Raw genomic sequence first — 26,826 nt, 5'->3', positions numbered from 1 at the left:
GGGGATGCGGCGTCGGCGCCGCGAGCCGGTTCAGCACCGGCCCGCGGACACCAAGCCTTCACCTGCCTTCCAGGGCTGCTACTTCTTGACGCCGATGTTGAGGTAGTCGTACTGACCGCTGAAGGCCGAGGTGGACACCAGGTTGGTGGCCTTGGGCGAGCGGTACATCAGGACCTTGAAGTAGGTGAGCGGGACCAGCGCCGCCTGCTCCATCGTCTTCTTGTCGATCTCGGCGTACGCCTTCTCGCGGGCCGCCTTGTCGGTGTTGGCGATGGCGCTTTCGAGCAGCTTGTTGATCTCCGGGTCGTCCAGCTCCGACAGGTTGGTGTTACCGGACTGGCTGATCGCCTTGCCGTTCAGGATCTGCTGGAGGTAGCCGTAGCCGGTCGGGAAGTCCGAGCCCCACTGCATCATGATCATGCCGACGTTGTTCTTCTTGTTGAACTTCGGCACACCGGCGTAGTCCGAGAAGTACTTGCTGGTGGGGTATGACTGGATCTTGGCGGTGACGCCGATCTTCTTCAGCGAGTCGATGACCGTGGTGGCCGCGTCGACCTCGTCCTGGCGGTCGTTGCGGGCCAGGATCGTGGTCGTGGTCTTGCCGGCGCCGCACTTGGCCCAGTGCTTCTTGGCCTCGGTCAGATCCAGCTTGTCGCCGTCGTACTTCTGCGGGTACAGGTCGTACTTCTGGTAGCCGTCGATGTCGGTCGGCAGGACCGTGGAGGCCAGCTCGCCGCGTATCGGGCCGCCGAGGGAGGTCTGTACGGCCTTCTTGTCGATGGCGTACTCAACGGCCTTACGGCACTCGATGTTGTCGAACGGCTTCACCTTGGTGTTCAGCGCCGTGTAGACGAGGCGCTGGCCGAGGGTGTTGTCGGTGTTGCCCTTCGCCTTGGAGTCCGTCAGGAGCTGGGCCTGCGTCTGCCCGTCGACACCACGGCCGGCCAGGTCCACCAGGGTGTTGCCCGACTGGAGGTCCTTGTCGATGGTCGACTGGGCGACCTTCAGGTTCAGGACGATCTTGTCCGGCAGCTGCTTGCGCAGCGGGTCCGTCTTCGCGGACCACTGCGGGTTGCGGACCAGGGTGAGCTTCTTGCCCTCCTGGTAGCTCTCGAACTTGTAGGAACCGGTGGACAGCACGGACTTGGTGTAGTCCGCGCCCTTGTCCTTGGCCTGCGGGACCGGGGCGGTCTGCGGGGCGCTCACCAGGTAGTCGAACTCGGCGAACGGCTTCTTGAGGTGGAAGACGACCGTCTGCTCGTCCGGGGTCTCGATGGACTTCAGACCGGCCTTGCTCTTGTCCTTGTAGGGACCCTTGTAGCCGCCGTCGTTGTCCTTGAGGAACTGCTGGAAGTAGTTCGGGCCCAGCGAGAGGGTGTCACGCGCGAAGTTGCTGCGCTCGACGGCGTACTTGACGTCCTGCGAGGTGACCGTGGAGCCGTCGTCGTACTTGACGCCCTTGCGGATCTTGTACGTCCAGGTCCTGCCACCGTCGCTGGGCTTGCCCATCGACTCGGCGAGGTCCGGTACCAGCTCGTTGCCCTTGGTGCCGGGGCCCGGCTTGAAGGTGGTGAGCGGGCGGGCGTAGAGCCGGCTGAAGTTGTAGATGAAGGCGTAGTACGTGTTGCCCGGGTCGAACGACTCGGGGGCGTCACTGATCGCGTAGGTGAGCGTGCCGCCCTTCTCGTCCGAGGCGTTGACGATGCCCTTGGTGGCGGCGTTCGCCTCGCCCGAGCCCTCCGAGGAGCCCTTGCCCCCGCTACAGCCGGCCAGCAAAAGGCCCGCACTGGTGATGGCCGCGACAGCCGCGACCGGAACTGACCTTCGCATGATGGTCGGTGTCCCCTTCGTTCGTCGAGAAACGCAGAAACCAGAAACGCAAGCAACGCAAGTAACGCAGTAACTCTGTGACGCGGTAACACAGTTGGGACGTCTGGGAAGGCGCCGTCAGCGGCTGCGCGGGTCCAGCGCGTCCCGCAGTCCGTCACCGAGCAGGTTGAACGCGAGCACGGTGACGAAGATCGCGAGGCCAGGGACGATCATGTACTGGGGGTCGACCTCGTAGTACTTGACCGCCTGGTTGAGCATGCCGCCCCAGGACGCCTGGGGCGGCTGGATGCCGACGCCCAGGAAGCTCAGCGCGGCCTCGAAGAGGATGTTGGAGGGGATCAGCAGCGTCGAGTAGACGATGATCGGCCCGACCAGGTTGGGCAGCAGCTCCCGGAAGAGAATGAACGGCCCGCGCGCACCCATGCCGCGCGCGGCGTCCACGAATTCCCGCTCGCGCAGCGACAGTGTCTGCGCCCGCACGATCCGGCCCATGTACGGCCAGTTGAAGAAGCCGATCACGAAGATCAGTACCGAGATGTGCAGCGGCAGGCCATCCAGGCCGAAGGCGCCGCCCTGGAGCGATGCGGAGATCGCGATGGCGAAGAGCAGCAGCGGGAAGGCCAGGAAGACATCCATCATCCGGCTGATGAGGGCGTCCACCCGCCCGCGGTAGAAGCCGGCGACCACACCGAGGACGGTGCCGATGGCGACCGACAGCAGGGTCGCGCCGAACGCGACGATCAGCGACACCCAGGAGCCCTCCAGGATCCGGGCGAGCAGATCGCGGCCGAACTTCGGGTCCACGCCCAGGGGGTGGTCCCCGCTCATGCCGCCCATGTCGCCCTTGGGGAGCGTGGTGTTGGGATCGATCAGCGACTGGTTGGGACTGTTCGGGTCCAGCCCCAGCAGGGACTGGATCGGACGGGAGAGCGCGGCGACGACGATGAGCAGGATGACAACGATGGCACCGGCCACCGCAACCTTGTCCCGCCGGAAGCGCAACCATGCGATCTGACCGAGCGAACGCCCCTCGATCTGCTTTCCCTCGACGCCCTTCAGCACCGCTTCCGGCTGCGCCTCAGCAGCCGCCCCGGTGGTCTCGATCGGTGCGGTCACAGTGCCTTTGACCCCTCTCGGCCGACGGTGGCCGGCCCCTGCCCGCCGCGGATAGCGGCCTGGTTCACATCACTGGTGCAAGTGGTGCAAGTGGTGCAAGTGGTGCGGGCATCGCGGAAGTTCACACCAGGAAGATCAGCGGCTCGCGCGACGCCGTACGGGATGACGCCCCGCACAAAGGACCGAGGCCCGTTGTTTCCGGAGTCTTCATCCCTTTCGCGATCAGTCACCAGCCCTGACGGGGAAAGGATGCGCAACTGTGATGTGCTCCACGGCATTCCGTTATACGGACAACAGTTCGGGCTGAGCGGGGTGAACGCCCGCGGGAGAGAGCCTCAACCGCCGGGCATGCGGGGCGAATTCACCACAAGATCGACGCCCGGCCGGCACGGTCGGACGTCGGAGACACGCTGTCAGTAAGGGCGCGGGTAGCCGTAGCCGTACGACGGCGCGGGGGCCTGCTGACCCGGCGCCTGGACGTAGCCGTCACGGTCGAAGAAGGGGCGTGCGGAGGCCCGCATCCACATGCCGACCGGGTCGTACTCGTCGTTCATCGCGACGGTGGAGACGGGCAGACCGTCCGGAACCGCGCCGATCGACTGCTGGATCATCAACCGCACCGAATCCACCGCTTGTTGGCCGGTGTCGTACAGATCCAGACCGATCGCCAGATAGGGGGCACCGAGCGCGGGCTGCACCCAGGCCCGGCGCAGCGACCGCACGGCGGGCGTCCGATGGGCGTTCTGGGCCAGCAGCGCATAGAACTGCGGGATGTCGATGACCGGTTCGGAGATCCGCAGCGGACCGGCGGGCAGCCGGTCCAGACCACCGGCGATACGGCGCAGATCCAGCCAGGGGATGCCGACACCGCCGCCGGGGGCATGCGGATTCAGCCACAGGCCCCAGCGGTCGGGGAAGAGCGAGGCGGCGATCTCCGGGCCGGTGACGACCTCGTGGTCACGGTTCCAGCCGGAGGCGGCGAGCTCGGGCGCCGAGGTCACACACGGCGCATAGCCGAGGCCCTCGACCTCCATGTTTCCGTACTGCGCATCGGGCATACCGGCCCGGCCGTGCCAGAGCAGCATCCAGACCTGGCTCGCGGCGAGCGCGTGCAGCAGTGCCTCGTAGGCGTCGTAACGGCCGGGCGCGACCTGCTGGAGCAGCTGCTCCAGCTGTCCGGCCGCCGCCGGCCCTTGATGCGCACCCGCGCTCACGTGGTCCGTCCCTTCTGTCAGCAGGGCACGTGTGGGTGCGCCCGCCCGTCATCCAACCAGCTTACGAGTGGTCCCGAGAGTAGAAGGGCCGCACACGCTCCAGCATCCAGTCGGCGACCGGGTCACCCTGGGCGAGGTCGAGCATGACGAGCTGTACGGGCCAGGGCAGCGGTACTGCGCCGAGCGCACGTCCGAGGGCTGACAGTACCGCCTCGCGGGCAGTGCCGTCGTGCAGTGCCATCACCTCCGCCCCGATCTGCACTCCGACGAACAGTGCGGGCGTGTCGCCCTCGACACTTGCCAGGGCACGCCGGGCAGTCAGGACAATTCCGGCGCCGGAGAACTCCAGTCCGGCGGCGGCCAGGAAGTCCACCGGTTCGTCCTGCCAGTCCGGCTCGAAGAGCCGCACCCGGCCGCCGCTCGGCAGACCGGACGGCTCATGGCGCCCCTCCCGGCACAGTTCGGCCACCGCGGGCGGCGGCAGCGGGACGCCTATCGTGCCGTCGGGGTTGACCACGATGCCGATCTGCGGCGGCAGCCCGCGGGCGAACTCCCGGGCCGGGGCGACGGTGAAGGACAGGTGCGAGCCGACCACCCGCAGGAACTCCTGCTCGGAGCTGTAGACCGGGACATAGGCCGCACCGCCGAGCTCGACCGTGGGCAGATCGAGGCCGCGGGTGCCGGGGCCCGCGCTCTCCGGGCCGCCGCCGTTGGGCAGCGGTACCCACACCCGGCTGCGGCCCAGTACCTCGACGATCCGGCCACCGGCGCCCGGGTGCCCGACCGACGCGGCCAGCACCTCTTCGAGCTCGTTCGCCGGCCATGCCAGCTGCGGTATCCCCTGCTCCGGAAATGTCATGTGTATCCACCCGTTCCCAACCACGCCATCTGGCCAAAGACCCTAGACGAGAAGGCGGGAGGCGGAACCCGGGGGGCGGGATGCCGGTCCGTTCAGTCGAAGCTGACCGTCTCCAGGGCGCTCGCCGCCCGCCGGTCGAGAAGTACCGCCGAGCCGAACCCCTTCGGCAGCCGGGCCGACTCCGCCGCGCCGACCAGCCGGCCCACCGCCCCGCGGTGCCGCGCGAAGGCGTACCCCGACACCCCGCGGCCCCGGGACTCCTGGCCGGACAGCGCCACCTCGGGCGCCACGTCGAGCAGCACCAGATGCAGCCCGCGGCCGCCGCGCGCCGCGGACCGCGCGATCCAGCGGCGCACCCACGCCAGGGTGCCGCAGTCGTGCACCACCACGCTGTCGCCGGAGCGCAGCGCACGGTGCAGCGTCAGATAGTGGGCGGCCCGGACCAGCGGGCGGTAGAGGGCGTACGGCAGCCGGCGCAGCCTGCCCCGTGCCCAGCGCTCGCGGACGTCCTGCGAATCGATGCGGTGCACCGCGGCGCCGTGCGCGTCCAGCGGCGGCACGACACGGTGCATGAGGGTGCTCTTGCCGCTGCCCGGCAGGCCGGAGACCACCACCAGGTCACCGGCCGGAAACCGCAGCTCGGCGGCGCCCCGCGCCCGTCCCCCGCCCCGGAGGTCCACGGCCTCGGCGGCGCGCCCCGGCCGGACCACGGGCCGCGGCGGCCGCCCGGTCCTGGCCATGACCGGCGGCGCCGCCGGCCCGACGTCCGGGGGCGCGACCCCGGAAGTGGCCCCCCATGCCGCTTCGCTGTGCACCGTGATCGTCCTCCCCGTCCGGTTCTGCTCCGGTTCGAGTCCGTCCCCTACCCGCAGAGTGTCAAGAAAAGGTAATGCCCATCAAGGAGATTGTCCGATCTGCCCATGTCACGGGCGGGGCGGCGGCCGGGACTCCTGTATCCGGCGATCCCGTGCAATGATGTGGCCGCCACGTGCACCAGCGCAGCTACTCGTGCACGGCCAACTCCATACCGGCCGCTTGAACCCGCGCGGGAGAGTCCCCGGCCGCCATGGCGGGGCGCCGAAGGAGCAAGTCCTCCCTTGAATCTCTCAGGCCCCTATACCGCGCGGGCGAGGCAGATCTGAAAAGCGAGCCACTGCCCGGCCTACGGGGCGGCTCCACCCAAGGTGCAAACCGGGTCCGTTCGCGCGATCCCGGTGAACCTCTCAGGTTCCGATGACAGATGGGGAGAACGTCTTGTCACCCATGCCTGGGAGCCCAGAACCATGACAGATGCCCCCCGCCGTACCGCGCTGGACGCCACCCATCGCGCGCTCGGTGCCACCATGACCGACTTCGCCGGCTGGGACATGCCGCTCCGCTACAGCAGCGAGCGTGACGAACATGTCGCCGTCCGCACCCGCGCCGGCCTCTTCGACCTCTCCCACATGGGCGAGATCACCGTCACCGGCCCGCAGGCCGCCGACCTCCTCGACTACGCGCTGGTCGGCAACATCGGCGGCGTCAAGACCGGCCGCGCCCGCTACACCATGATCTGCGAGGCCGAGGGCGGCATCCTCGACGACCTGATCGTCTACCGCCTGGCCGACCAGGAGTACATGGTCGTCGCCAACGCCTCCAACGCCCAGGTGGTGCTGGACGCGCTCACCGCGCGCGCGGGCGGCTTCGACGCCGCGATCCGCGACGACCGGGACGCCTACGCACTGCTCGCGGTGCAGGGCCCGGAGTCCCCCGGCATCCTCAAGGCGCTCACCGACGCCGATCTGGACGGTCTCAAGTACTACGCGGGACTGCCCGGCACGGTCGCCGGTGTGGAGGCACTGATCGCCCGTACCGGATACACCGGTGAGGACGGCTTCGAGCTGTTCGTCCGGCCGGCCGACGCGGTCGCCCTCTGGGAGGCGCTGACCGAGGCCGGCAAGGACGCCGGTCTGGTGCCCTGCGGTCTGTCCTGCCGCGACACGCTGCGTCTGGAGGCCGGCATGCCGCTGTACGGGCATGAGCTGACCACCGCGACGACGCCGTTCGACGCGGGCCTGGGCCGGGTCGTGAAGTTCGAGAAGACCTCCAACGGCGGTGACTTCGTGGGCCGCGAGGCGCTGGCGGCGGCCGCCGAGCGCGCCGAGACCCAGCCGCCGCGCAAGCTGGTCGGGCTGGTCGCCGGGGGCCGCCGGGTCCCGCGCGCCGGGTACCCGGTCGTCACGGCCGACGGCACGGTCATCGGTGAGGTCACGTCCGGGGCGCCGTCCCCGACGCTCGGCAAGCCGGTCGCCATCGCCTATGTCGACGCCGCCTACGCCACACCGGGTACCGAGGGTGTCTGTGTGGACATCCGTGGAAGCCATGAGCCGTACGAGGTCACCGCTCTGCCGTTCTACAAGCGGCAGAAGTAACGGTTCGTCCGCGGCGGACCCGGGCAGCGCGCCCGCGCGTCTCACGGTGCAAGACCCTCCCCCTGGCCGTGCCCAGGGGGCGACCCCCTTCACGATCACACCCTCGCGTACAGGAGAATCGAGCCATGAGCAACCCCCAGCAGCTGCGCTACAGCAAGGAGCACGAGTGGCTGTCGGGCGCCGAGGAAGGCGTCTCGACGGTCGGCATCACCGAGCACGCGGCCAACGCGCTCGGCGACGTCGTCTACGTGCAGCTCCCCGAGGTCGGTGCCACGGTCGCGGCGGGCGAGACCTGCGGCGAGCTGGAGTCGACCAAGTCGGTCAGCGACCTCTACTCGCCCGTCGACGGTGAGATCACCGAGATCAACGAGGACGTCGTCAACGACCCCTCGCTGGTGAACTCCGCCCCGTTCGAGGGCGGTTGGCTGTTCAAGGTGAAGATCAGCGGTGAGCCGGGCGACCTGCTCTCGGCCGACGAGTACGCCGCCTTCATCACCGGCTGAGCCACCCGGCTCCCCCCGACCGCCACCGCCCGCGTGACAGCTCCCCCGGACTCCGCCCAGGGGACCCGCTCGCGCCCCTGACTCCCCAGGAAAGACTCATGTCGCTTCTGAACAGCTCCCTCCATGAGCTCGACCCCGACGTCGCCGCCGCCGTCGACGCCGAACTCCACCGCCAGCAGTCCACCCTCGAAATGATCGCGTCGGAGAACTTCGCCCCCGTCGCCGTCATGGAGGCCCAGGGCTCCGTCCTCACCAACAAGTACGCCGAGGGCTACCCCGGCCGCCGTTACTACGGCGGCTGTGAGCACGTCGACGTCGTCGAGCAGATCGCCATCGACCGCATCAAGGCGCTCTTCGGCGCCGAGGCCGCCAACGTCCAGCCGCACTCCGGCGCACAGGCCAACGCCGCCGCCATGTTCGCCCTCATCAAGCCGGGCGACACCATCCTGGGCCTCAACCTCGCCCACGGCGGCCACCTCACCCACGGCATGAAGATCAACTTCTCCGGCAAGCTCTACAACGTGGTGCCCTACCACGTCGACGAGAAGTCGAACCTGGTCGACATGGAAGAGGTCGAGCGACTCGCCAAGGAGCACCGCCCGAAGCTGATCGTCGCCGGCTGGTCCGCCTACCCCCGCCAGCTGGACTTCGCCGAGTTCCGCCGGATCGCGGACGAGGTCGGCGCCTACCTGATGGTCGACATGGCGCACTTCGCCGGCCTGGTCGCCGCGGGTCTGCACCCCTCCCCCGTGCCGCACGCCCACGTCGTCACCACCACCACGCACAAGACCCTCGGCGGTCCGCGCGGCGGCGTGATCCTCTCCACCCAGGAACTCGCCAAGAAGATCAACTCGGCGGTCTTCCCGGGCCAGCAGGGCGGCCCCCTGGAGCACGTCATCGCGGCGAAGGCGGTGTCCTTCAAGGTCGCGGCGTCCGACGACTTCAAGGAGCGCCAGCAGCGCACCCTGGACGGCGCCCGCATCCTCGCCGAGCGCCTCATCCAGCCCGACGTGACCGAGGTCGGCGTGTCCGTGCTGTCCGGCGGCACCGACGTGCACCTGGTCCTCGTCGACCTGCGCAACAGCGAGCTCGACGGCCAGCAGGCCGAGGACCGCCTCCACGAGGTCGGCATCACGGTCAACCGCAACGCCATCCCGAACGACCCCCGGCCCCCGATGGTCACCTCCGGCCTGCGCATCGGCACCCCCGCGCTGGCCACCCGCGGCTTCCAGGCCGAGGACTTCCGCGAGGTCGCCGACGTCATCGCCCAGGCCCTCAAGCCCGCCTACGACGCCGAAGCCCTCAAGGCCCGCGTCACGGCACTCGCGGACAAGTTCCCGCTGTACCCGTCCCTGTGACACGTCTCATGCAGTGACCTCCCCGGCCGCCGATGACCGGCCGGCCGGGGAGGGAACGAGCCGGTGAGCCCGGGGCGCTCGGTCCCGGGCTCGCTGTCCGCCCGCCCGTTCTTCTCCCCGTTTTCGCGCTGTCACGGTGCACTCCGGTGTGGTCGCCGCATGCATGGCCGGCGCGGCGGAGGGCAGCCGACCTTCCACGGGGAGGCGGCATGACGGCCGGGCCCCGCTCCGGCGGATCAGAGCCGGACCAGCCTCCTCGACCGGCCGGGACCCGTGCGCCGCCCGGCATCGCCCCGGCGCCGTATCCACACCGACACCGACCGTTACCCCCGGCGCCGCGCACCCGACGGTTTCCGTCCGGCGGCAGCCGACCGGGTCCGCGTTACGCTCAACAACGGCGCAGAAACGTACCTCCTGCCCCATTGCTCCACCGTCCACCACGAGCAGACAAGGGAGTCAGCCTCCGTGGCCATCTCCGTCTTCGACCTCTTCTCCATCGGCATCGGCCCCTCCAGCTCCCACACCGTCGGCCCGATGCGCGCCGCCCGGATGTTCGTCGGACGCCTCAAGAAGGACGGCCTGCTCGCCCAGACGGTCAGCGTCCGTGCCGAACTCTTCGGCTCCCTGGGCGCCACCGGCCACGGCCACGGCACCCCCAAGGCCGTCCTCCTCGGCCTCGAAGGCCACTCCCCCCGCACCGTGGACGTCGAATCCGCCGACGACGAGGTCGAGCGCATCCGCACCACCAAGCGCCTGCGCCTGCTCGGGGCGGAAATAGGCACCACCCATGAGATCGACTTCGACGAAGCCACCGAACTCATCCTCCACCGCCGCCGCGCCCTGCCCTACCACGCCAACGGCATGACGCTCTTCGCGTATGACGCCACCGGCGCGCCCCTGCTGGAGAAGACCTACTACTCGGTCGGCGGCGGCTTCGTCATCGACGAGGACGCGGTGGCCGGCGAGAACCCGATCGTCCCCGACGACACCGCCCTGACCCACCCCTTCCGCACCGGCGACGAACTCCTGCGCCTCTCCCACGACACCGGCCTGTCCATCTCCGCCCTCATGCTGGAGAACGAGAAGGCCTGGCGCACCGAGGACGAGATCCGCGCCGGGCTGCTGGAGATCTGGCAGGTCATGCAGGCCTGCGTCACCCGTGGCATGTCCCGCGAGGGCATCCTGCCCGGCGGCCTCAAGGTCCGCCGCCGCGCCGCCCACTCCGCCCGCCAGCTGCGCTCGGAGGGCGACGCCACCGCCCACGCCATGGAGTGGACCACGCTCTATGCGATGGCCGTGAACGAGGAGAACGCCGCGGGCGGGCGCGTCGTGACCGCGCCCACCAACGGCGCGGCCGGCATCATCCCCGCCGTCCTGCACTACTACATCAACTTCGTGCCCGGGGCCGACGAGGACGGCATCGTCCGCTTCCTGCTCGCGGCCGGTGCGATCGGCATGCTCTTCAAGGAGAACGCCTCCATCTCCGGCGCCGAGGTCGGCTGCCAGGGCGAGGTCGGCTCCGCCTGCTCGATGGCCGCCGGCGGCCTCGCCGAGGTCCTGGGCGGCTCGCCCGAGCAGGTCGAGAACGCCGCCGAGATCGGCATGGAACACAACCTCGGCCTGACCTGCGACCCCGTCGGCGGCCTCGTGCAGATCCCCTGCATCGAGCGCAACGGCATGGCCGCCGTCAAGGCCGTCACCGCCGCCCGCATGGCGCTGCGCGGCGACGGCCGCCACCATGTCTCCCTCGACAAGGTCATCAAGACCATGAAGGACACCGGCGCCGACATGAGCGTCAAGTACAAGGAGACGGCGCGCGGCGGTCTGGCCGTCAACATCATCGAGTGCTGAGGAGGGGGTGGACGGCGAGGTCGAGGACCGCGCCTGCCACCCGCCAGGAGTGCGCCGCCGGGCCGGGTGAACGGGCCGGCGGACCCACCGGTGCGGGCTACCTGCCGATCTCCCAGGCGAAGGGCGGGAGTTCGCGGGCCCGCGAGTAGATCTCCAGGGCCTGGCTCGTGGGGACGAAGGGGTGGACGCGGGCGCCTTCGAGGCCGGCCAGCAGACGGGCGCAGTGGTGGACGCAGCCGGCGACCTCCCTGCCCTGGCGGTCCACGAGGGTGGCGGCCTCCCGCGGTCCCTCGCACGGGGTCGGGTCCTTCGCGGCGGCGGCCGCGCAGCGGCGGGGGGCGGGCGTGGCGGTCCCGTCGGCCGACGGGCGCGGCGGCGAAGCGTCGAGCGGCTGGTTCATCGGTGGGTCCCCCTGGTGGTGCGGTGGTACGTGCGGTGGTACGTGCCGTGAGCGGCGCCGGTGGCGGAATCGCTTCCGTCGTCACGGCACCTCAGGACAGTGCTGCTCGGCGCGGGACGCGTCCATGCCCGCCTTGGGGAAGACCTGGTCCGATCGTCATCTGTTCATGGGAATGCGCATATGCAGGGGGGATGCGCGCTATGGGGCTCCTGCCGGCCCGCATCGGGAGGGGTCCCGGCGGGGGACGGCGAACGGCTCCAGGAGCAGGGCGAGGGCCAGCAGGGTCGCCGCCAGGAGCCAGCCCCCGAGGACATCGCCGGGCCAGTGGACGCGCAGGGCGACACGGGTGAGACCGACTCCGGCGGCCCAGAGGGCGAGCACCGCGTACCAGGTGCGGGCGACGGAAGGCCGGGCCCGTCGGGCGATGCCCCAGGCCAGGATTCCGGCCGCCAGCGCCGAGGTGGTGGCATGGCCGGAGGGGAACGCGTAGCCGGAGGCGCGCCCGGCCCAGTCGGCGGCGGGCGGGCGGGGGCGGGCGAGCAGCTCCATCAGGCCGTAACGGATCGCCTGGCCGACGGCGAGGACGACGAGGGCGCAGAGCACCGCGCGGAGCCGGCCCGCCGCGTCCCGGCCGGCCAGCAGGCCGGCGAGTACCGCCAGCGCATAGGGGACCGGCCCGGATCCGGTGGCGGTCAGCGCACCGGCCATGGAGCGCAGGGGCTCCCCGTGGTGGGCGGCGGACCAGCGCAGGGCCGCCCGTTCGGGAGCGACCGGGGCTCCGTGCCGTACGGACACGGTGATCGCCAGGGCCGCGAAGAGCGCGGCGCAGACCGCGGCGAAGACAAGCAGCGGGGCCGTACGGGGGCGCTGCCACGGCCCGGCGCGCGGTACCGGCTCCGTACCCGGCCGGGACGGCCGCGGCCGCGGACCCGGTCCCTGCCCGGACGCCGTCACCGTGCGGCCACCAGCGGGCGCAGCCGGGTGGCGCGGATCCGGTCGACGGCGGGGGCCGCGCGGCGGCCGAGCGGGGTGAGTCCCCGGGCGACGAGGGCGCCGACGATCAGGCCGGCGGCGACGTCGTGCGGGTAGTGGGCGCCGACCCAGACGCGGGAGGCCGCCATCAGGAGCGCGGCCGGTACGGCGATCCGGCCCAGCTGCCGGTCGCACAGCAGCAGCGCGACCGCGGCCGCCGCCACGAGGGCGGAGTGATTGCTGGGGAAGGACCAGTCGCCGGGCCCGGGACAGACCTCGATGGTGACGGCGTGGAGCGTCCGGCAGGGCCGTGGTTCGCCGAAGAAGGTCTTGGCGAGGTCGTTGACGAGAAAGGCGGTGACCACGACGACGGGGGTGGCCAGCGCGGTCGCCATCGCGCCGGCGTCGCGGGTCCGCGCCCGCCACCAGCCGATCAGCATCAGGACGGCGAAGAGGGCGAGGCCGTAGTCGGTGCCGTACGTGATGAGGGTGTTGAGGTCGTGCGGGGTGTGGCGGGCGAGCCAGGTGATCCGGGTGTAGAGGCCGCCGTCGATCGAGGCTCCCCCGAAGGCGAGGTGGGTCACGGGGGTTCTCCTTGGCGGATCGGCAGCTCGGCGGCTGGGTGCGGGGGTGCGGAGGGGGCGGTCGGCCGGTGGTTCAGGCGCCGGGCGGCGGGGTGGGGTCGGGCGCCGGGTGCGGGCGCCTGCGGGAGCGGAGCAGTTCGACGGCGAGCGGGGCGAGCGACACCAGCACCACCAGGGCGACCAGCGGCAGCAGATAGCGGTCGACGTTCGGTACGGACGAGCCCAGGGCGTAGCCGGCGAGGGTGAGGCCGAGCGTCCAGAGCAGGCCGCCGGCGATCTGCCAGAGGGTGAAGGTGCGGGCGGGCACGCCCAGGGCGCCGGCCAGCGGGTTCAGCACGGTGCGCACGACGGGGACGAAGCGGGCCAGGACGAGGGCCTTGGCGTGGCCGTAGCGGGCGAGGAGCGCCTCGGCGCGGGCGGCGCCCTCGTGCAGCCGGCGGGCGCGGCTGCGGGCCAGCAGGGCGCGGCCGCCACGCCGGCCGATCCAGAATCCGGTCTGGGAGCCGGCGAGCGCCCCGACGGCGGCGGCCGTGAGCACCTGCGGCAGCGCGAGGTGGACCCCGCCGCCGGTGCCCGGGGCGCACAGCAGACCGGCGGTGAACAGCAGCGAGTCGCCGGGCAGGAAGAAACCCACCAACAGCCCCGTCTCGGCGAAGAGCACGACGGCGACGCCCAGCGCGCCGAACGCGGCCAGCAGGGACCCGGCATCGAGCACGTTCACGGCCTGGTTGACCGCTGTCACCTGCGGAAATGCGGCGGCGGCAGACATGTCGGCGGCCCCTTACATAATGGGTTGCGGGCCGGCTTCCGGTCGACCCGACCGACTACAGTTACGTAGACGGTCTACGGAACTGTAGACGACGAAAAGGTCAAGGGCGATCCATGTCGGAGACATCACCCGTGCAGCGGCGCCCCTCAGGCGAGCTGGAGGCGAGCGTGCTCGCGGCGCTCTGGGCGGCCGAGGGGCCGCTGAGCCCCGCCGACGTCCAGAGCGCGCTGGGCGGCCGGCTCGCGCGGACCACCGTCACCACGATCCTGACCCGGCTGCACGACAAGGGAGCGGTCTCCCGCTCCCGGGCCGGCCGCGGGTTCGCGTACTCGCCGATACAGGACTCCGCGGGGCTGACCGCCCGGCGGATGCGCAGCGAGCTCGACAAGCAGGACGACCGCGGCACCGCGCTCGCCCGCTTCGTCTCGCAGCTGACCAGCGAGGACGAGCAAGTACTGCGGTCCCTTCTGGAGGACGCGGAGGGCGCGGAGGGCGGCGCCCCCGAGGGACCCGAAGCCGGTCCGCAGCCCCGTCCCGGGGCCGGGCCGTGATCTTCGCCGTATGGATTCCCCTGCTGATGCCGCTGCTCGCGGTACCGGCCGCCCGCCGGCTGGCGCGGTCGCTGCCACCGCGCGCCGCGGCCTGGCTGCTGACGGGCTGTGCGGCCGCGCTGGCCGCCTGCACGGCCGCGGCGCTCGGCCTGCTGACGGCCGCCGGGGCGCTGCGCCTGCCGCCGGTCGCCGCCCTGGGCCATCTCTCCCTGCCGCTGCTCGGTGGCGATCCCGTCGTCTCGGTCCCCGCGGCCGGTGTCGCCGCGGCGCTGCTCACCGCCTGTGCGCTCGCCGTGGTCCACCGCACCCTCCGCCATCACACCGAGCTGCGCACCGCCCGGCGCACCACCGACGCCCATCCCCCGTCGGGCGATCTGTGCGTCCTGCCGGACTCCGCGCCCGATGCCTACGCCCTGCCGGGCCGCCCGGGCCGGGTGGTGGTCACGGCCGGGATGCTGCGGGCGCTGCCCCCGGACGAGCGGGAGGCGCTGTTCGCCCATGAGCGCGCCCATCTCGCGGGCCGGCACCACCTCTTCCTGCTCACGGTCGCGCTGGCCGCGGTCTGCCATCCGCTGCTCCGGTCCCTGCGCGCGCCCCTCGCGTACGCCCTGGAGCGCTGGGCCGATGAAGCGGCCGCGTCCCGGGTGGGCGACCGCCGTGTCACGGCCCGCGCCATCGGCCGCGCCGCACTGGCCGCCCGCCCCGCCGCCGCGGCGGCGCACCGTCCCGGCACCGTCCTCGCCGCGACGGCCGGGCCGGTACCCCGCCGGGTCGCCGCCCTGCTGGCCCCCGAGCGGGCCGTGGACCACCCTCCGGTGCGCGCCGGTCTCCACGGCCGCCGGCTGATCGCCGCGGGCCTGCTGGCCTGCGTCACCTTCTCCGCGGCCGCCGCCCTGGACGCCGCGGCCGATCTGCACGAGACGGTGGAGGTCGCCCAGGGGGAGGCGGCGCGCTGACGGGCCGGGGGGGGACGGGCGCGCACGGAAAACGTCGTCGGGCTGCCTGGCGCTGTGCACTGTGGGGCGGGAGGGCAGGCGTCCCGCGTTGACCAACGGGCCGGGAGGGCAGGCGCCCCGCGCCGGCCAACGGACCAGGAGAGCAAGCGCCCCGCGCCGGCCAACGGGCCGAGGCGGCAGGCGCCCCGCGCCGGCCAACGGACCAGGAGAGCAAGCGCCCCGCGCCGGCCAACGGACCGAGGCGGCAAGCGCCCCGCGCTACGCGCCCGCCCCGGTCCCCGTAGCGGACCCCGCTCCCGTCCCCCCGCCCTTCCCCGTCCCGACCGTGAAGCCCAGGGTGGCGCCGCCGCCCGGGCGGCGGGTGGCGAAGGCATGGCCGCCGTGGGCGGTGGCGATCTCGCGGACGATGGCGAGGCCGAGGCCGGAGCCGGGCAGACCGCGGGCCGTCGCGGCCCGGTAGAAGCGGTCGAAGACCCGGGTGAGGTCGGCGTCCGTGATACCGGGGCCGCGGTCGAGGACCTCGATGCGGGCGCCGGTGACGAGGACCTCGATCGGCTCCGTGCCGCCCGCGTCGAACTTGGCGGCGTTCTCCAGCAGATTGGTGAGCGCACGGTGCAGCGCGGCGGACCGGCCCTCGACCACCGCCGGGCGGATGGTCCGTACGGTGATCTCTCGGCCGGTGCGGCGGCGGGCCGAGGCCGCCGCCTTCTCCGCGACCTCGGCCAGGCTCACGTCGGAGAGCGGGTCGTCGTCGCGCTGTCCGGCCGCCAGGTCGACCAGCTCGTTGACCAGATCGCTGAGTTCACGGGCCTCCCCCGCCAGATCGGCCAGCAGCTCGTCGCGGGCGTCCGGGGGCAGCTCGTCGAACCGCTTGAGCAACGAGATGTTCGTCCGGAGCGAGGTCAGCGGGGTGCGCAGCTCGTGGCCGGCGTCCTGGACGAGGCGCTGCTGGTCCTGGACGGCGCTGGCCAGCCGGCCGAGCATGTCGTCGAAGGCCCGCCCGAGCCGGGCGACCTCGTCCCGCCCCGCCACCGGTACCGGCACGTCCAGCCGCCCGTGCTCCGCCACCTTCTCGGCGACCGAGGTCAGCCGCACCAGCCGGCCGGTGATCCGGCGCGCCAGCCACCAGCCGCCCGCACCCGACAGCGCGATGACCGCGGCGGCCAGCAGGGCGGTGCGCTGCTGGAGCGCCGAGAGCAGATCCTCGGTCTCGCTGAACTTCTGCGCGACCTGCACCGCACCACGGCCGCCGCCGAGCGCCACCGTCGCGACGTGGTACTCCTCGTCGCCGATGTCCGCCTCCCGCTCCGTGTCCCGGCCGGCCTGCGCGTCGGTGGCGATCCGGCGTTCCGCGGCACCGACCGGGAGGGCCGGGCGCCCCGGCTCCACGACCCGGCCGCCGGCGCCCAGGATCTGCACCTCGGTACGGGTGGGCCGGGTGAGGTCGTCGCGCGGCCCGTCGTGGTCGGGATCGGCGCTCGTGTAGTCGGCCGGCACGAACTGCTTCTCCTGGACCTGGCTGCGCAGATCCCGTACGACCTGCGAGAACACCGACTTCTCGTCGACCCTTACCAGCCGGGCCGCCGCGTCGTAGCTGAGGAATCCGACGAGCAGGGTCACCGCCGCGGCCCCCGCCGCGAACGCCACCGCGAAGGCCGTGCGCAGGCTGGCGGGCTTACGGGTGCGCAGCCAGGCGGCCGACCCGCCGCTCCGCCAGGAGCGCAGCCGGCTCCGCAGCCGGGCGCGCAGCCGGCGACCGGGACGGGTGCGGGGACCGGTCCCGGTGCGGTCGCGGGGGCCGGACATCTCAGTCCTCCCGCAGCACGTAACCGACGCCGCGCACCGTGTGGATCAGCGGGCGGCTGCCCGGGACGTCGACCTTGCGCCGCAGATAGCCCACGTACACCGCGAGGTTCTTCGAGCCGGGGCCGAAGTCGTAGCCCCAGATGCGGTCGTAGATCGTCGAATGGTCCAGGACGATCCCGGCGTTGCGGGCCAGCAGCTCCAGCAGCTCGAATTCGGTCCGGGTCAGCTCCAGCTCCCGCTCGCCGCGCCAGGCGCGGCGCGAGGGACCGTCGATCCGCAGATCCGCCGCCTCGACGACACCGCTGTCCGCCACCCTGGCGTCGTACGGCCCCTCGGCGGCCTCGTCCTCGTCGCCGCCGCCGGAACCGGCGGCCGCGCCGTCCTCCTCCGCCGCCGCTCCCGCCGTCGTCCGCCGCAGCAGCGCCCGCAGCCGGGCGAAGACCTCCTCGACCTCGAACGGCTTGACCACGTAGTCGTCCGCCCCGGCATCCAGACCGGCGATCCGGTCGGCCGTCTCGACCCGGGCGGTGAGCATCAGGATCGGGGTGCGGTCCTGCTCGGCCCGCAGCACCTGGCACACCTGGAGCCCGTCGATCCCCGGCATCATCACATCCAGCAGGATCACATCGGGCCGCTCACGGTGCGCGGCGGCCAGCGCCTGGATGCCGTCGGCGACAGCGGTGACCTGGTACCCCTCCAGCGTCAGGGCACGCTCCAGCGCGGTGCGGATGGGCCGGTCGTCCTCGGCGAGCAGTACGGAATGGGTCACCCGGGCAAGTCTGCCAAGGGCCCGGAGGCGCTACGGCGGGCGGCCGGTCCGGCGGTGGCTTTCTTACCCGGATCTCACCCGCGGTTCTTACCGGGCTCTCACCCTCGCCACGCCATCGGCTTACCCCTTACCGCCACGGTTGCCCCGTGCCGGACGGGCCGGACGCGGCGACCGCACCGCGAACGTACCGGCCGGTCGGATCGAACGACTCGGCACATCTCGGGGAAGAGCACGACACCATATGAAGATCACCCTCCTGCTGCACAACGCCTATGCCATCGGCGGCACCATCCGCACCACCTTCAACCTCGCGGCCGCGCTCGCCGACCGGCATGACGTCGAGATCGTCTCGATGCTGCGGCACCGCGAGGTTTCTCGGTTCACCCTGGATCCGCGGGTGCGGCTGATACCGCTGGTGGACACCCGGGTGGGCAGCGAGGACATGGCCGATCCGCTCTTCGGTGAGCCCGCCAGGGACTTCCCGCTGGCCGAGAAGCGGCACCACCAGTACAGCCGGCTGGTCGACCTCCGCGCCGCGGAGTTCCTGCGCACCACCGACGCGGACGTGCTGATCGGCACCCGGCCCGGCATCAATGTCTACCTGGCGCGGTTCGGCCCCCGCCGGGCGCTGCGGATCGCCCAGGAGCACCTCCGCTACGACGCCCACAGCAAGCGGCTCCGGACCGAACTCGCCCCGCATTACCGGACGCTGGACGCCGTGGTCACCACCACCGAGGCGGATGCCTCCGTCTACCTCGCACGGATGCCGCTGCCCGGCGTACGGGTCCTGGCCGTGCCCAACATCGTGCCCGCGCCGGCCGGGCCGCCGTCCGAGGGCACCGCGAAGGTGATCGCGGCGGCCGGCCGGCTGGTCCGCGGCAAGCGCTTCGACCTGCTGATCGAGGCATTCTCCGCGGTCGCCGCCAAGCACCCCGACTGGCGGCTGCGGATACACGGCGGCGGCGCCGAGCGCGCACAGCTCCAAGGGCTGATCGACGGGCTCGGGCTGAGCGAGCAGGCGACCCTGACCGGGCCGCGCTCCCCGATAGAGGCGGAGTTCGCCAAGGCGTCGATCGTCGCCTCGGCCTCGGACGCGGAGTCCTTCGGCATGACCATCGTCGAGGCGATGCGCTGCGGAGTGCCCGTCGTCAGCACCGACTGCCCGCTGGGGCCGGCCGAGATCATCCACGACGGTACGGACGGGTTGCTGGTGCCGCGCGGCGACGGCCGGGCGCTGGCCGCCGCTCTCCTCCAGCTCGTCGAGGACCCGCAGCGCCGCCGCGAGATGGCCCGTACCGCGCTGGAGAGCTCGCGCCGCTACGACCCGGAGCCGATCGCCGAGCGCTATCAACTCCTCTTCCAGGAGCTGCGGTCGACGCGCGGAAGCCGCGCCCGGCAGCGCGTCCTCGGCCGCGTCCGCGCCCGCGCACGACGGCTGGTACGACGCGCCCTGCGGCGCTGAAGCGGCCGCCTTCCGGCCCGCGGGGCCGGTCCATCCGGCGAAACCGGCCCGCCTCAACTTGACCGCAGCACAAGGAACTTCCCGACCGCAGCCTGGCGTCCCCGGTAGCGAACATGCTGAACTGCTGGAAAGCGAAAAGGCATCACCGCCGGAACAAGGCGGGCCCGCAGGAAGAATCGCCGGCCCGCAGGAAAATCTGATCACCGAAACGCAAGATCCCAGGAACCCGGGAACCCGGGAACCCGGGAACGCCCGGAACACACTGCAACACAGGGGACGCTTCGAGCAGTTGACGCTTCGAATCCGCAGGTCCGATCGGCAGGAGGCCGTTCATGCTGCATGGTGTCGATGTCAGCTCCTACAACACTTCGTACTCCGCCGAGGGGCTGGACTTCGTTTTCGTCAAGGCGACCGAAGGCCGCTCCTACATCAATCCGCATCAGTCCGCGCAGGCGTCAAAGGCCCGTAAAGCGGGCTGCGTGGTCGGTTTCTACCACTTTCTGTGGCCGGGGAATATCGCCGCCCAGGCGAAATACTTCGTCGAGAAATGCGTATCGGTCCAGGGCGACCTCCTCGCCTGCGACTGGGAGCGCACCGGCGAGGGGACGTACGCGAGCAACGCGCAGAAGGACCAGTTCCTGGCCGAGGTGAAGAAGCTGCGGCCCACCCACCGGGTGATGCTCTACTGCAACCGCGATTTCTGGCTCAACCACGACACCACGTCCTACGCGGCCGACGGCCTGTGGATCGCCGACTACGTCTCCGCCGGGCATCCGCGGATCAAGGCGAAGTGGCGTATCCACCAGTACACGGACCGGCCCCTGGACAAGGACGTCGCGGACTTCTCGACCAAGGCCGCCCTCAAGAAGTGGGCGCACCCGGCATAAGGTTTCCTACCGGTGCGCCCTTCCGCGCCCCCAGGAACCGCGCCTACGCAGCGGGGAACACTGCGTAGGCGGCACAGGAGCAGCGCGTCACCCCCACCGCACGACGCGGCACGAGAACAAGAGGAGCAGCCGTGACCGACCCGGCGTCCAAGGCCCTGCAACAGGAGATCGCCCGGGATCTCCAGGTGACCGCGTCCTTCGACGCCGAGCAGGAAATCGAGCGCCGGGTGACCTTCCTCACGGAACGGCTGACCTCCACGGGCCTGCGCTCCCTGGTCCTGGGGATCAGCGGCGGCGTCGACTCCACCACCACCGGGCGGCTCTGCCAGCTCGCCGTGGAGCGGGCCCGCGCCGCCGGGCACGACGCGACGTTCTACGCGATGCGGCTGCCCTACGGCGTCCAGGCGGACGAGAAGGACGCTCAGCGGGCGCTGGAGTTCATCCGCGCCGACCGGGAGCTGACCGTCGACATCCGCCCGGCGAGCGACGCGGCCCTCCAGGCCGCGGTGGACGGCGGGCTCACCTTCCGCGACGCCCACCACCAGGACTTCGTCCAGGGCAACATCAAGGCGCGCCAGCGCATGATCGCGCAGTACGCGGTCGCGGGTGCGCACGACGGCCTGGTCGTGGGCACCGACCACGCGGCCGAGGCGGTCTCCGGCTTCTTCACGAAGTTCGGTGACGGTGCGGCCGACGTGGTGCCGCTCACCGGCCTGACCAAGCGCCGGGTGCGCGCGGTGTCGGCGGCGCTGGGCGCCCCCGAGGAGCTGGTGCACAAGGTGCCGACGGCCGACCTGGAGACGCTCGACCCGGGCAAGCCGGACGAGGACGCGCTCGGTGTGAGCTACGACCAGATCGACGCCTTCCTGGAGGGCGAGCCGGTCGACGCCGCGGCCGCCGAGGCCATCGTCCGCCGCTACCGCCTCACGGACCACAAGCGGGCGCTGCCGCTGGCTCCCTGAGGGGGCGGGGCTGCCGCTCGTTCCTGGAGGGGCGGGCGCTGCCGCTCGCTCCCTGAGGGGCGGGCGTTCCCGCTGGCTCCCTGAGGGGGCGGGCGGGTCCGGGGCGGCTGCGGGGCTGTGGAGTGGCTTTGCGCGGCCTCTGAGCGCTTCGGCGGGCGCGGAGCGGCTTCGGGGGCGGCCTGCGGCGGGGGCTCCGTCCATGCGACTGCGGGGCGGCTTCTGGCGGCTTCGGAGGGGGCTGTGGAGTGGCTTTTGCGCGGCCTCTGGGGGCTTCGGCGGGGCCGCGCTGCGGCTGCGCGCAACGGCCTCTGAGCTCTCCCCCGCCCCCTCCCCCCTCTCCCCCTTCGGGGGAGGGGGCGGGGGTGGGTTCGGGGGTGGGGGGATGGGGCCCCGCCGCCGTGACATGAGCACCCCGCCCCGTGACCTCCCCGGCCCCGCCCCCGCCCGTCATGGACCGGCAAGGCGACCGTCACCATCCCGGTGCTAAATCGTGGGCGTGAGCGGGCATGCATGCGGCCATGGGAAGCCGCGAAATGCGATCGGAAGATCAACTGTCAGTGGGGCCGCCTAGGCTCCAAGACATGGGTTACGCAAACCTGCGCGAACTCCAGACCGCGCTGACCACCGCCTCCGACCTTGCCTCGTCCCTGCAATCCGCGCCGACCCGGCGCGATGCGGACCAGCTCGTCGACGTCCTCCGGCAAGCGCTGACCGCTGCCAGTTCACTGGGCGCCGAGACCGGCCCGACCGGCTGCGCCATACATCCGAACGGCGCGGTCGACCCGTTGTACGGCGACCCGGAGGACCCCCTCCCGCCGGGCTACGGAAAGTGCCTGCTCTGCAACGACCGCCGGCGCAGGGCGGACGCCCACCATCCGCACCCCCGGCCGCATGCCCGCCCGCATCCGCGCTGGCGCCGTCGGCTGAGCGCCTAGGCGGGGAGGGCTTGAGACCCACCGGCCGGACCGCCGCGGCCAGGGCCGGACTACCATCCGCGCATGCGACCTGCCACATACAGCGATGAGGACCTGGAACAGCACTCCCTGCGGCGACGGGTGCCCGACGACGGGCAGCGGTCCGGCTTCGAGCACGACGTCGACCGGATCCTGTATTCGACGCAGTGGCGGGCGCTGGCCGGCAAGAGCCAGGTGGTGGCCAGCGCCGAGCTGGGCGCGTACCACACCCGGCTGACCCACTCGATGAAGGTGGCTCAGCTCGGCCGGCGGATGGCCGAGCGCCTGGAGCGCCAATACGGCGGGCCGAATCCGGCGCTCGTCGAGGCGGCGTGCATGGCCCACGACATCGGCCATCCGCCCTTCGGGCACGCGGGTGAGCTGGCGCTGCGCGCCACGATGGACGAGCTGCACTTCGCGGACGGTGTGCTGGACAGCTTCGAGGGCAATGCGCAGACCCTGCGGGTGCTGACCTTCCTCGCCGCCCACAAATATCCGGGCCATCGCGGGCTGCATCTGACCCGCGCCTGTCTGGACGCCGCCACCAAATACCCGTGGGAGCGGGCGCCCGTCGACCAGGATCCGGCGCGGCATGTGAAGTGGGGGGTGTATGTCGCCGACCGGGAGGCGTTCTCGTGGGTGCGGGCCGGCCGTACGGACACCGCCGTGCCCGTCGAGGAGCAGGTCATGGACTGGGCGGACGATGTCACCTACGCCTGCCATGACGTCGAGGACTTCTACCGTACGGGCCTGATCCCGCTGGCCGCGCTGTTCCCGCCGGACGGTGCCGCGGGCGCCGACACCGAGCGGGAGATCCGCCGCTTCCTGGATTACGTCCAGGCCAAGCGGGCGCGGGAGGGCGAGGCCTTCGACCGTGCCGCGGCGCTGGTGATGATGGCGGACATCGGCAAGCGGCTGGCGGTGCCCGCCCCGTACAGCGGCAGCCATGAGGACGCGGTCGCGGTCAATCGCCGCACGGCCGATCTGATCTCGTACTTCACCCGCGGGATCGAGCTGGAGGTGGGCGGCGCGGCCGCGATCCGCTACGGGGCGCAGCTGGTGATACCGCCGGAGCGGCGGGCCGCCTGCGATCTGCTCAAGGAGCTGGTGTGGTGCTATGTCATCGACCGCCCGGCGCTGGCGACCCAGCAGCACGGCAAGCGGCGGGTGGTGAGCGAGCTGCTGCGCTGGACCCATGACGCACCGGAGCTGCTGCCGCCGGACCGCGCCGAGGAGCTGTCGCTGCACGGCGACCGGCTGCGTGCCGCCGCGGACCATGTCGCCTCGCTGACCGAGGACCAGGCGCTGGCCCTGCACCGGCGGCTGTCCGGCACGGGCCTGGGGTCGGTCAACGACAACGTCTGGCTGTGAGCCCGGGGGCGGGAGGCCGGCGCCGTTTCGCAACGGCCCGGCCCCGCCGCCCGGCCACTCGGGCCTGCCCGGTGGCCATTCGGTCCCGCCCGCCGGTGGCTAATCGGTCCAGCCCCCCGCCGGTGGCTATTCCGTCCCACCGCGCGGCTGGTCGGCCACGTCCCGGGGCCGTTCCGTGCCGCCCCCCGGCTGATCGGCCTCGTCCCGGGCCTGTTCCGTCCCTTCCCCCGGCTGGTCGGACCCGCCCCGCGGCGGTTCCGTCCCGCCCCGGGGCTTCTTCTCCGGCCGTAGCGCGATACGGCCGAGCACCGCCGCGACGGCCAGTGCGGCCACCGCGATCAGCACCTGGTCCGGTACGCCGTTCCCGATCCGCGTCGCCCACTCCTCGGCCCGGAACTCGGCGTCCGCGTCGAGAATCCCGGGCAGCGCACTGGTCCCGTTGAAGCGCAGGAACAGCACGCCGATGCCGATGAAGAACACCCCGGACAGCACCGAGGTGGTGTGCAACCGCAGCTTGCCGAGGGCGAATTCACGGCCCCGCAGCCAGCCCCGGGTGCCGAGCTTGCAGCGGTCCCACAGCAGCGCCAGCACGAACAGCGGCAGCGCCATCCCCAGCGCGTAGACGGCCAGCATCGAGGCGCCGTACACGGGTGAGCCGCTGACCGCCGTCACCGTCAGCACCGCGCCGAGGATCGGGCCCGCGCAGAAGCCGGCGAGGCCGTAGACACAGCCGAGCAGAAACGTGGAGACGGCCGACCGCGGGGTGATCCGCGCGGCGGCGGTCTGGGCACGCCGGGAGGCGAAGCCCAGGCCGAGGATCTGGGCGAGCCCCATCGCGATGACGACCCAGCCGCCGACGGCGATCAAGAGATCGCGGTGGCCGTTGAACAGCCGGCTGGCCGCCGTACTGGCCGCGCCGAGCGGCACCAGCGTCGTGGCCAGCCCCAGGTAGAACACGCCGGTACGGGCCATCAGCCGGCCCGGGGTGGAGAGGGAGTACGCGAAGAAGGCCGGCAGCAGCAGCGCGCTGCACGGGCTGAGCAGGGCCAGCGCCCCGCCCAGGAACGCCGCGAGGTAGCCGATGTCGGTCACTGCCCGGCCCCCTTGTCCGCCGGCCCGTTCTTGGCCTCCGGCCCCTTCTTGGCCGCGCGCGCCGCGGCGTCCTTGATGCCCTGCGCGAAGACTTCGGCGGGCTGGGCGCCGGCGACCGGCCGGCCGTTGATGAGGAAGGACGGCGTGGACTGCACCCCGAGCTGGTAGCCCTCGTCCTGGTCCTTCTTCAGTGCCCGCGCGGCGTCCGCGCTCTTCATGTCCGCACGGAACTTCTCGATGTCGGGCACACCGCTCGTGCGGGCCAGGTCGACGAGCTTGTCCTCGGCGAGCGCCTTGCCCTTGCGGGTCTTGGCGTACAGCGCGTCGTGCAGCTGCCAGAACCTGCCCTGCTGCCCGGCGGCCCAGGAGGCGCGGGCGGCGCGCTCGGAGTCGGCGCCGAAGACGGTGAAGTTGCGGAATTCGATGCGCAGGGTGCCCGCGTCGACGAACTTCTTGATCAGTCCGGGCTGGGTCTCGCGGGTGAAGCGGCCGCAGAACGAGCACTGGTAGTCGGCGTATTCGACCAGGACCACCGGGGCGTCCTTCTTGCCGACGGCCAGTGGGTCGCCGTCCTGGCGCCGGCTGGTCCGCTCGGCGAGGTCGTCGAACATCTTCTGCTGTGCGGGATCTTCCTCGGGCTCGACGGAGGCGGCGGCCTCGGGGGCGCCGCGGTCGGTGCCGCGGTCGCCCTCGGCGGACTTGCCGATGGCGACGCCGATGGCGATGACGGCCACGACGAGGGCGATGACCGCGCCGATGGCGGCCAGTTTGCGGGTGGGAGAGGCGGAAACGGGCATGCGGAAGCTCCAGACGTACGGAGGGGGAATTCAGGCCGTGTGCGTCGGGGCAGCGGCCTATATCCGCAGTACGGGCAGGAGCGTGGTGGGGTCGGTGGCGGACGCGCCGTCGGTCGGTGGCCGGGCGAGCGCGTACTGCGCGGGCGGATCCGCGGAGAGCGGCCCCGGGCCGGTGGTGGCGGGGGCGAGGGGCTCACCGCGGTGCGGGGTGGGCAGCGGGGCGGACTCGTCGGGCCCCGGCGCATGCCGGCCCGAGCACTTCTTGGGCGCGTGGGCCACGGCGACGGGGGCGTCGGGATCGAGGTGCGGGCCGCTGTCGGCGGCGGCCGGCCGGGCCGGTGTGCCACCGCCCGCCGGGTTCGCGGCGTCCGGTGAAACCGCCGCCGTGTCCGGTGAAACCGCCGTCGCGTCCGGTGCGGCCGCCGGTGCGCCACCGGTGCGCCATGTCGCCGCGGCCGTCGCCGCCCGGCCCGAGAGCCAGGCCTGGTCGCCGCCGATGCGGCACAGCAGCGGACCGAAGGTGACGGCGAGGAGGAGCAGCAGCGTCAGCGTGGCCGACCGGCGCACGTGGTGCATGTCCCTCCTCTCCGTACCTGCGCGAGCATGAACAACCCATCCTACGGATCGTCACCGCGCGAGCGGAGCACCGACCGGCGTCGGGGCCGTCGGGGGGCGGTCGGAGGGCCCGGGGCCCTGCGGCCGGGCGGGGAAACCGGTTCTCAGCGGTCGGCGATCCGCATCTCGAACCAGGTCGTCTTGCCGCGGGGCAGCAGGTCCACGCCCCAGCGGTCGGAGAGCTTGTCGACGAGGAAGAGGCCACGGCCGCTGATGTCCATTTCCTGGACCGGCATGAGACAGGGCAGACCGCGGGACGGGTCGCGCACCTCGATACGGAGCCAGCCACGGCGGCGGAGCATCCGCAGCCCGAACGTGCGGGCGCCGGTGTGCCGCACGGCGTTGCCGACGAGCTCGGAGACCAGCAGCACGGCGTGCTCGGCGAGCTGGGGGGTCAGGGACCACTGTTTGAGGAGTACGGCGGCGGTCAGCCGGCGGGCGATGCCGGCGGACTGGGGGCGCGAGGGGAGCCGGACCTCGCCGAGGGTCGGGTCACCGACCAGATCGAGGGCCGCGGACACCGGTTTGCGAGGAGCCGGCGCGGTGTCCTCGCCCCCCTCGGGGATGCCCCATCGCGCGGCGGCCGTATCCCTCCGCGGCCGCGGCTGCTCCATTCCTTCGAGGCCCGCCATGCCCCCCATCATGGCTGCTGCGTGGCGTCCACGGGGGCGGAACCGACGGAATCGATTGTCCGGAATCGTCGGTTCCAGCCCCCGGGTGAGACATATGCCAACGGCA

General features: G+C 72.1%; 26 protein-coding genes and 1 riboswitch. Of the genes, 11 read left to right on the top strand and 15 right to left on the bottom strand.

Translation table 11 applies throughout. The annotated features are described in order from the left end of the window. Positions 1-78: 78 nt before the first annotated feature. From M8I34_RS05725 to M8I34_RS05705, 5 genes are all read right to left on the bottom strand, one after another. The gene (locus M8I34_RS05725) at positions 79-1,830 is read right to left on the bottom strand and encodes an ABC transporter substrate-binding protein (protein WP_244418597.1); all 1,752 of its coding nucleotides are present in this window, start codon (positions 1,828-1,830) and stop codon (positions 79-81) included. A gap of 117 nt (positions 1,831-1,947) precedes the next feature. Next, entirely contained in the window at positions 1,948-2,946 is a 999-nt protein-coding gene (locus tag M8I34_RS05720) for an ABC transporter permease (RefSeq protein WP_250048209.1), read from the bottom strand. Positions 2,947-3,359: 413 nt separating this feature from the next. Next, on the bottom strand, positions 3,360-4,160 hold the full coding sequence (locus tag M8I34_RS05715) for an enhanced serine sensitivity protein SseB C-terminal domain-containing protein (protein WP_250048208.1): 801 nt from the start codon (positions 4,158-4,160) through the stop codon (positions 3,360-3,362). A 61-nt stretch (positions 4,161-4,221) separates the two neighbouring features. Then, positions 4,222-5,019, bottom strand: a complete 798-nt coding sequence (locus M8I34_RS05710; RefSeq protein ID WP_250048207.1) for an enhanced serine sensitivity protein SseB — start codon at positions 5,017-5,019, stop codon at positions 4,222-4,224. A gap of 92 nt (positions 5,020-5,111) precedes the next feature. Then, complete coding sequence (locus M8I34_RS05705) at positions 5,112-5,834, bottom strand: AAA family ATPase (RefSeq protein WP_250048206.1); 723 nt, start codon at positions 5,832-5,834, stop codon at positions 5,112-5,114. Between the two features lie 221 nt (positions 5,835-6,055). Then, positions 6,056-6,151, top strand: a riboswitch (glycine riboswitch). A 151-nt stretch (positions 6,152-6,302) separates the two neighbouring features. On the opposite strand from M8I34_RS05705, the gene gcvT reads away from it, so the two are divergent. From gcvT to M8I34_RS05685, 4 genes are all read left to right on the top strand, one after another. Next, complete coding sequence (gcvT, locus tag M8I34_RS05700; RefSeq protein WP_250048205.1) at positions 6,303-7,430, top strand: glycine cleavage system aminomethyltransferase GcvT; 1,128 nt, start codon at positions 6,303-6,305, stop codon at positions 7,428-7,430. Between the two features lie 125 nt (positions 7,431-7,555). Continuing rightward, positions 7,556-7,933, top strand: coding sequence for a glycine cleavage system protein GcvH (gene gcvH / locus M8I34_RS05695; protein ID WP_030982106.1), 378 nt, complete (start codon positions 7,556-7,558; stop codon positions 7,931-7,933). 98 nt (positions 7,934-8,031) lie between these two features. Next, positions 8,032-9,291, top strand: a complete 1,260-nt coding sequence (gene glyA, locus M8I34_RS05690) for a serine hydroxymethyltransferase (protein WP_250048204.1) — start codon at positions 8,032-8,034, stop codon at positions 9,289-9,291. Positions 9,292-9,756: 465 nt separating this feature from the next. Continuing rightward, positions 9,757-11,142, top strand: coding sequence for an L-serine ammonia-lyase (locus tag M8I34_RS05685; protein WP_030982101.1), 1,386 nt, complete (start codon positions 9,757-9,759; stop codon positions 11,140-11,142). A 97-nt stretch (positions 11,143-11,239) separates the two neighbouring features. On the opposite strand, the gene M8I34_RS05680 is transcribed toward M8I34_RS05685, so the two are convergent. The 4 genes from M8I34_RS05680 to M8I34_RS05665 form a co-directional block, all read right to left on the bottom strand. Continuing rightward, on the bottom strand, positions 11,240-11,542 hold the full coding sequence (locus M8I34_RS05680) for a hypothetical protein (protein ID WP_250048203.1): 303 nt from the start codon (positions 11,540-11,542) through the stop codon (positions 11,240-11,242). Positions 11,543-11,740: 198 nt separating this feature from the next. Beyond that, positions 11,741-12,496, bottom strand: a complete 756-nt coding sequence (locus tag M8I34_RS05675; RefSeq protein WP_250048202.1) for a phosphatase PAP2 family protein — start codon at positions 12,494-12,496, stop codon at positions 11,741-11,743. Then, the gene (locus M8I34_RS05670; protein ID WP_250048201.1) at positions 12,493-13,098 is read right to left on the bottom strand and encodes a phosphatase PAP2 family protein; all 606 of its coding nucleotides are present in this window, start codon (positions 13,096-13,098) and stop codon (positions 12,493-12,495) included. Before M8I34_RS05670 ends, M8I34_RS05675 begins: the two co-directional genes overlap by 4 nt. Before the next feature lie 73 nt (positions 13,099-13,171). After that, positions 13,172-13,867 carry a DedA family protein gene (locus tag M8I34_RS05665; RefSeq protein WP_250048200.1) on the bottom strand — a complete coding sequence of 232 codons (696 nt, stop codon included), beginning with the start codon at positions 13,865-13,867 and terminating at the stop codon, positions 13,172-13,174. Between the two features lie 113 nt (positions 13,868-13,980). Between M8I34_RS05665 and M8I34_RS05660 the strand changes: the two genes are divergently transcribed. Together M8I34_RS05660 and M8I34_RS05655 are read left to right on the top strand one after the other, a co-directional pair. After that, entirely contained in the window at positions 13,981-14,418 is a 438-nt protein-coding gene (locus M8I34_RS05660; RefSeq protein WP_250048199.1) for a BlaI/MecI/CopY family transcriptional regulator, read from the top strand. Then, positions 14,415-15,374, top strand: coding sequence for a M56 family metallopeptidase (locus tag M8I34_RS05655; protein ID WP_250048198.1), 960 nt, complete (start codon positions 14,415-14,417; stop codon positions 15,372-15,374). Before M8I34_RS05660 ends, M8I34_RS05655 begins: the two co-directional genes overlap by 4 nt. A gap of 258 nt (positions 15,375-15,632) precedes the next feature. Here M8I34_RS05655 and M8I34_RS05650 read toward each other — a convergent pair whose 3' ends face one another. Next, positions 15,633-17,180 carry a HAMP domain-containing sensor histidine kinase gene (locus M8I34_RS05650; protein ID WP_250048197.1) on the bottom strand — a complete coding sequence of 516 codons (1,548 nt, stop codon included), beginning with the start codon at positions 17,178-17,180 and terminating at the stop codon, positions 15,633-15,635. A gap of 1 nt (position 17,181) precedes the next feature. Next, entirely contained in the window at positions 17,182-17,949 is a 768-nt protein-coding gene (locus M8I34_RS05645; RefSeq protein ID WP_250048196.1) for a response regulator transcription factor, read from the bottom strand. 241 nt (positions 17,950-18,190) lie between these two features. Here M8I34_RS05645 and M8I34_RS05640 point away from each other — a divergent pair, with 241 nt between their 5' ends. The 5 genes from M8I34_RS05640 to dgt all read left to right on the top strand — a co-directional run bounded on the left by M8I34_RS05640 (position 18,191) and on the right by dgt (position 23,584). Next, positions 18,191-19,411, top strand: a complete 1,221-nt coding sequence (locus M8I34_RS05640) for a glycosyltransferase family 4 protein (protein ID WP_250048195.1) — start codon at positions 18,191-18,193, stop codon at positions 19,409-19,411. A gap of 332 nt (positions 19,412-19,743) precedes the next feature. After that, positions 19,744-20,298 carry a glycoside hydrolase family 25 protein gene (locus M8I34_RS05635; protein ID WP_244418613.1) on the top strand — a complete coding sequence of 185 codons (555 nt, stop codon included), beginning with the start codon at positions 19,744-19,746 and terminating at the stop codon, positions 20,296-20,298. A 131-nt stretch (positions 20,299-20,429) separates the two neighbouring features. After that, on the top strand, positions 20,430-21,260 hold the full coding sequence (nadE, locus tag M8I34_RS05630) for an ammonia-dependent NAD(+) synthetase (protein ID WP_250048194.1): 831 nt from the start codon (positions 20,430-20,432) through the stop codon (positions 21,258-21,260). 581 nt (positions 21,261-21,841) lie between these two features. After that, complete coding sequence (locus tag M8I34_RS05625) at positions 21,842-22,195, top strand: hypothetical protein (RefSeq protein WP_030089125.1); 354 nt, start codon at positions 21,842-21,844, stop codon at positions 22,193-22,195. 63 nt (positions 22,196-22,258) lie between these two features. Next, a complete protein-coding gene (gene dgt, locus M8I34_RS05620) occupies positions 22,259-23,584 on the top strand; it encodes a dGTP triphosphohydrolase (protein ID WP_250048193.1) in 1,326 nt (441 codons plus the stop codon). A gap of 126 nt (positions 23,585-23,710) precedes the next feature. Here dgt and M8I34_RS05615 read toward each other — a convergent pair whose 3' ends face one another. The 4 genes from M8I34_RS05615 to M8I34_RS05600 form a co-directional block, all read right to left on the bottom strand. Beyond that, the gene (locus M8I34_RS05615; protein ID WP_250048192.1) at positions 23,711-24,676 is read right to left on the bottom strand and encodes a cytochrome c biogenesis CcdA family protein; all 966 of its coding nucleotides are present in this window, start codon (positions 24,674-24,676) and stop codon (positions 23,711-23,713) included. After that, a complete protein-coding gene (locus M8I34_RS05610) occupies positions 24,673-25,473 on the bottom strand; it encodes a DsbA family protein (RefSeq protein ID WP_250048191.1) in 801 nt (266 codons plus the stop codon). The genes M8I34_RS05615 and M8I34_RS05610 overlap by 4 nt, the downstream gene beginning before the upstream one ends. A 57-nt stretch (positions 25,474-25,530) precedes the next feature. After that, positions 25,531-26,049 (bottom strand): hypothetical protein, encoded by a 519-nt coding sequence (locus M8I34_RS05605; RefSeq protein WP_250048190.1) that lies wholly within the window; start codon positions 26,047-26,049, stop codon positions 25,531-25,533. A 143-nt stretch (positions 26,050-26,192) separates the two neighbouring features. Beyond that, complete coding sequence (locus M8I34_RS05600; RefSeq protein ID WP_374210857.1) at positions 26,193-26,732, bottom strand: ATP-binding protein; 540 nt, start codon at positions 26,730-26,732, stop codon at positions 26,193-26,195. Positions 26,733-26,826 lie beyond the last annotated feature (94 nt).

This window comes from Streptomyces sp. MCA2 (genome assembly GCF_023544705.1).
Lineage (GTDB): Bacteria > Actinomycetota > Actinomycetes > Streptomycetales > Streptomycetaceae > Streptomyces > Streptomyces decoyicus.
This window is presented reverse-complemented; position numbering and strand designations above follow the sequence as displayed.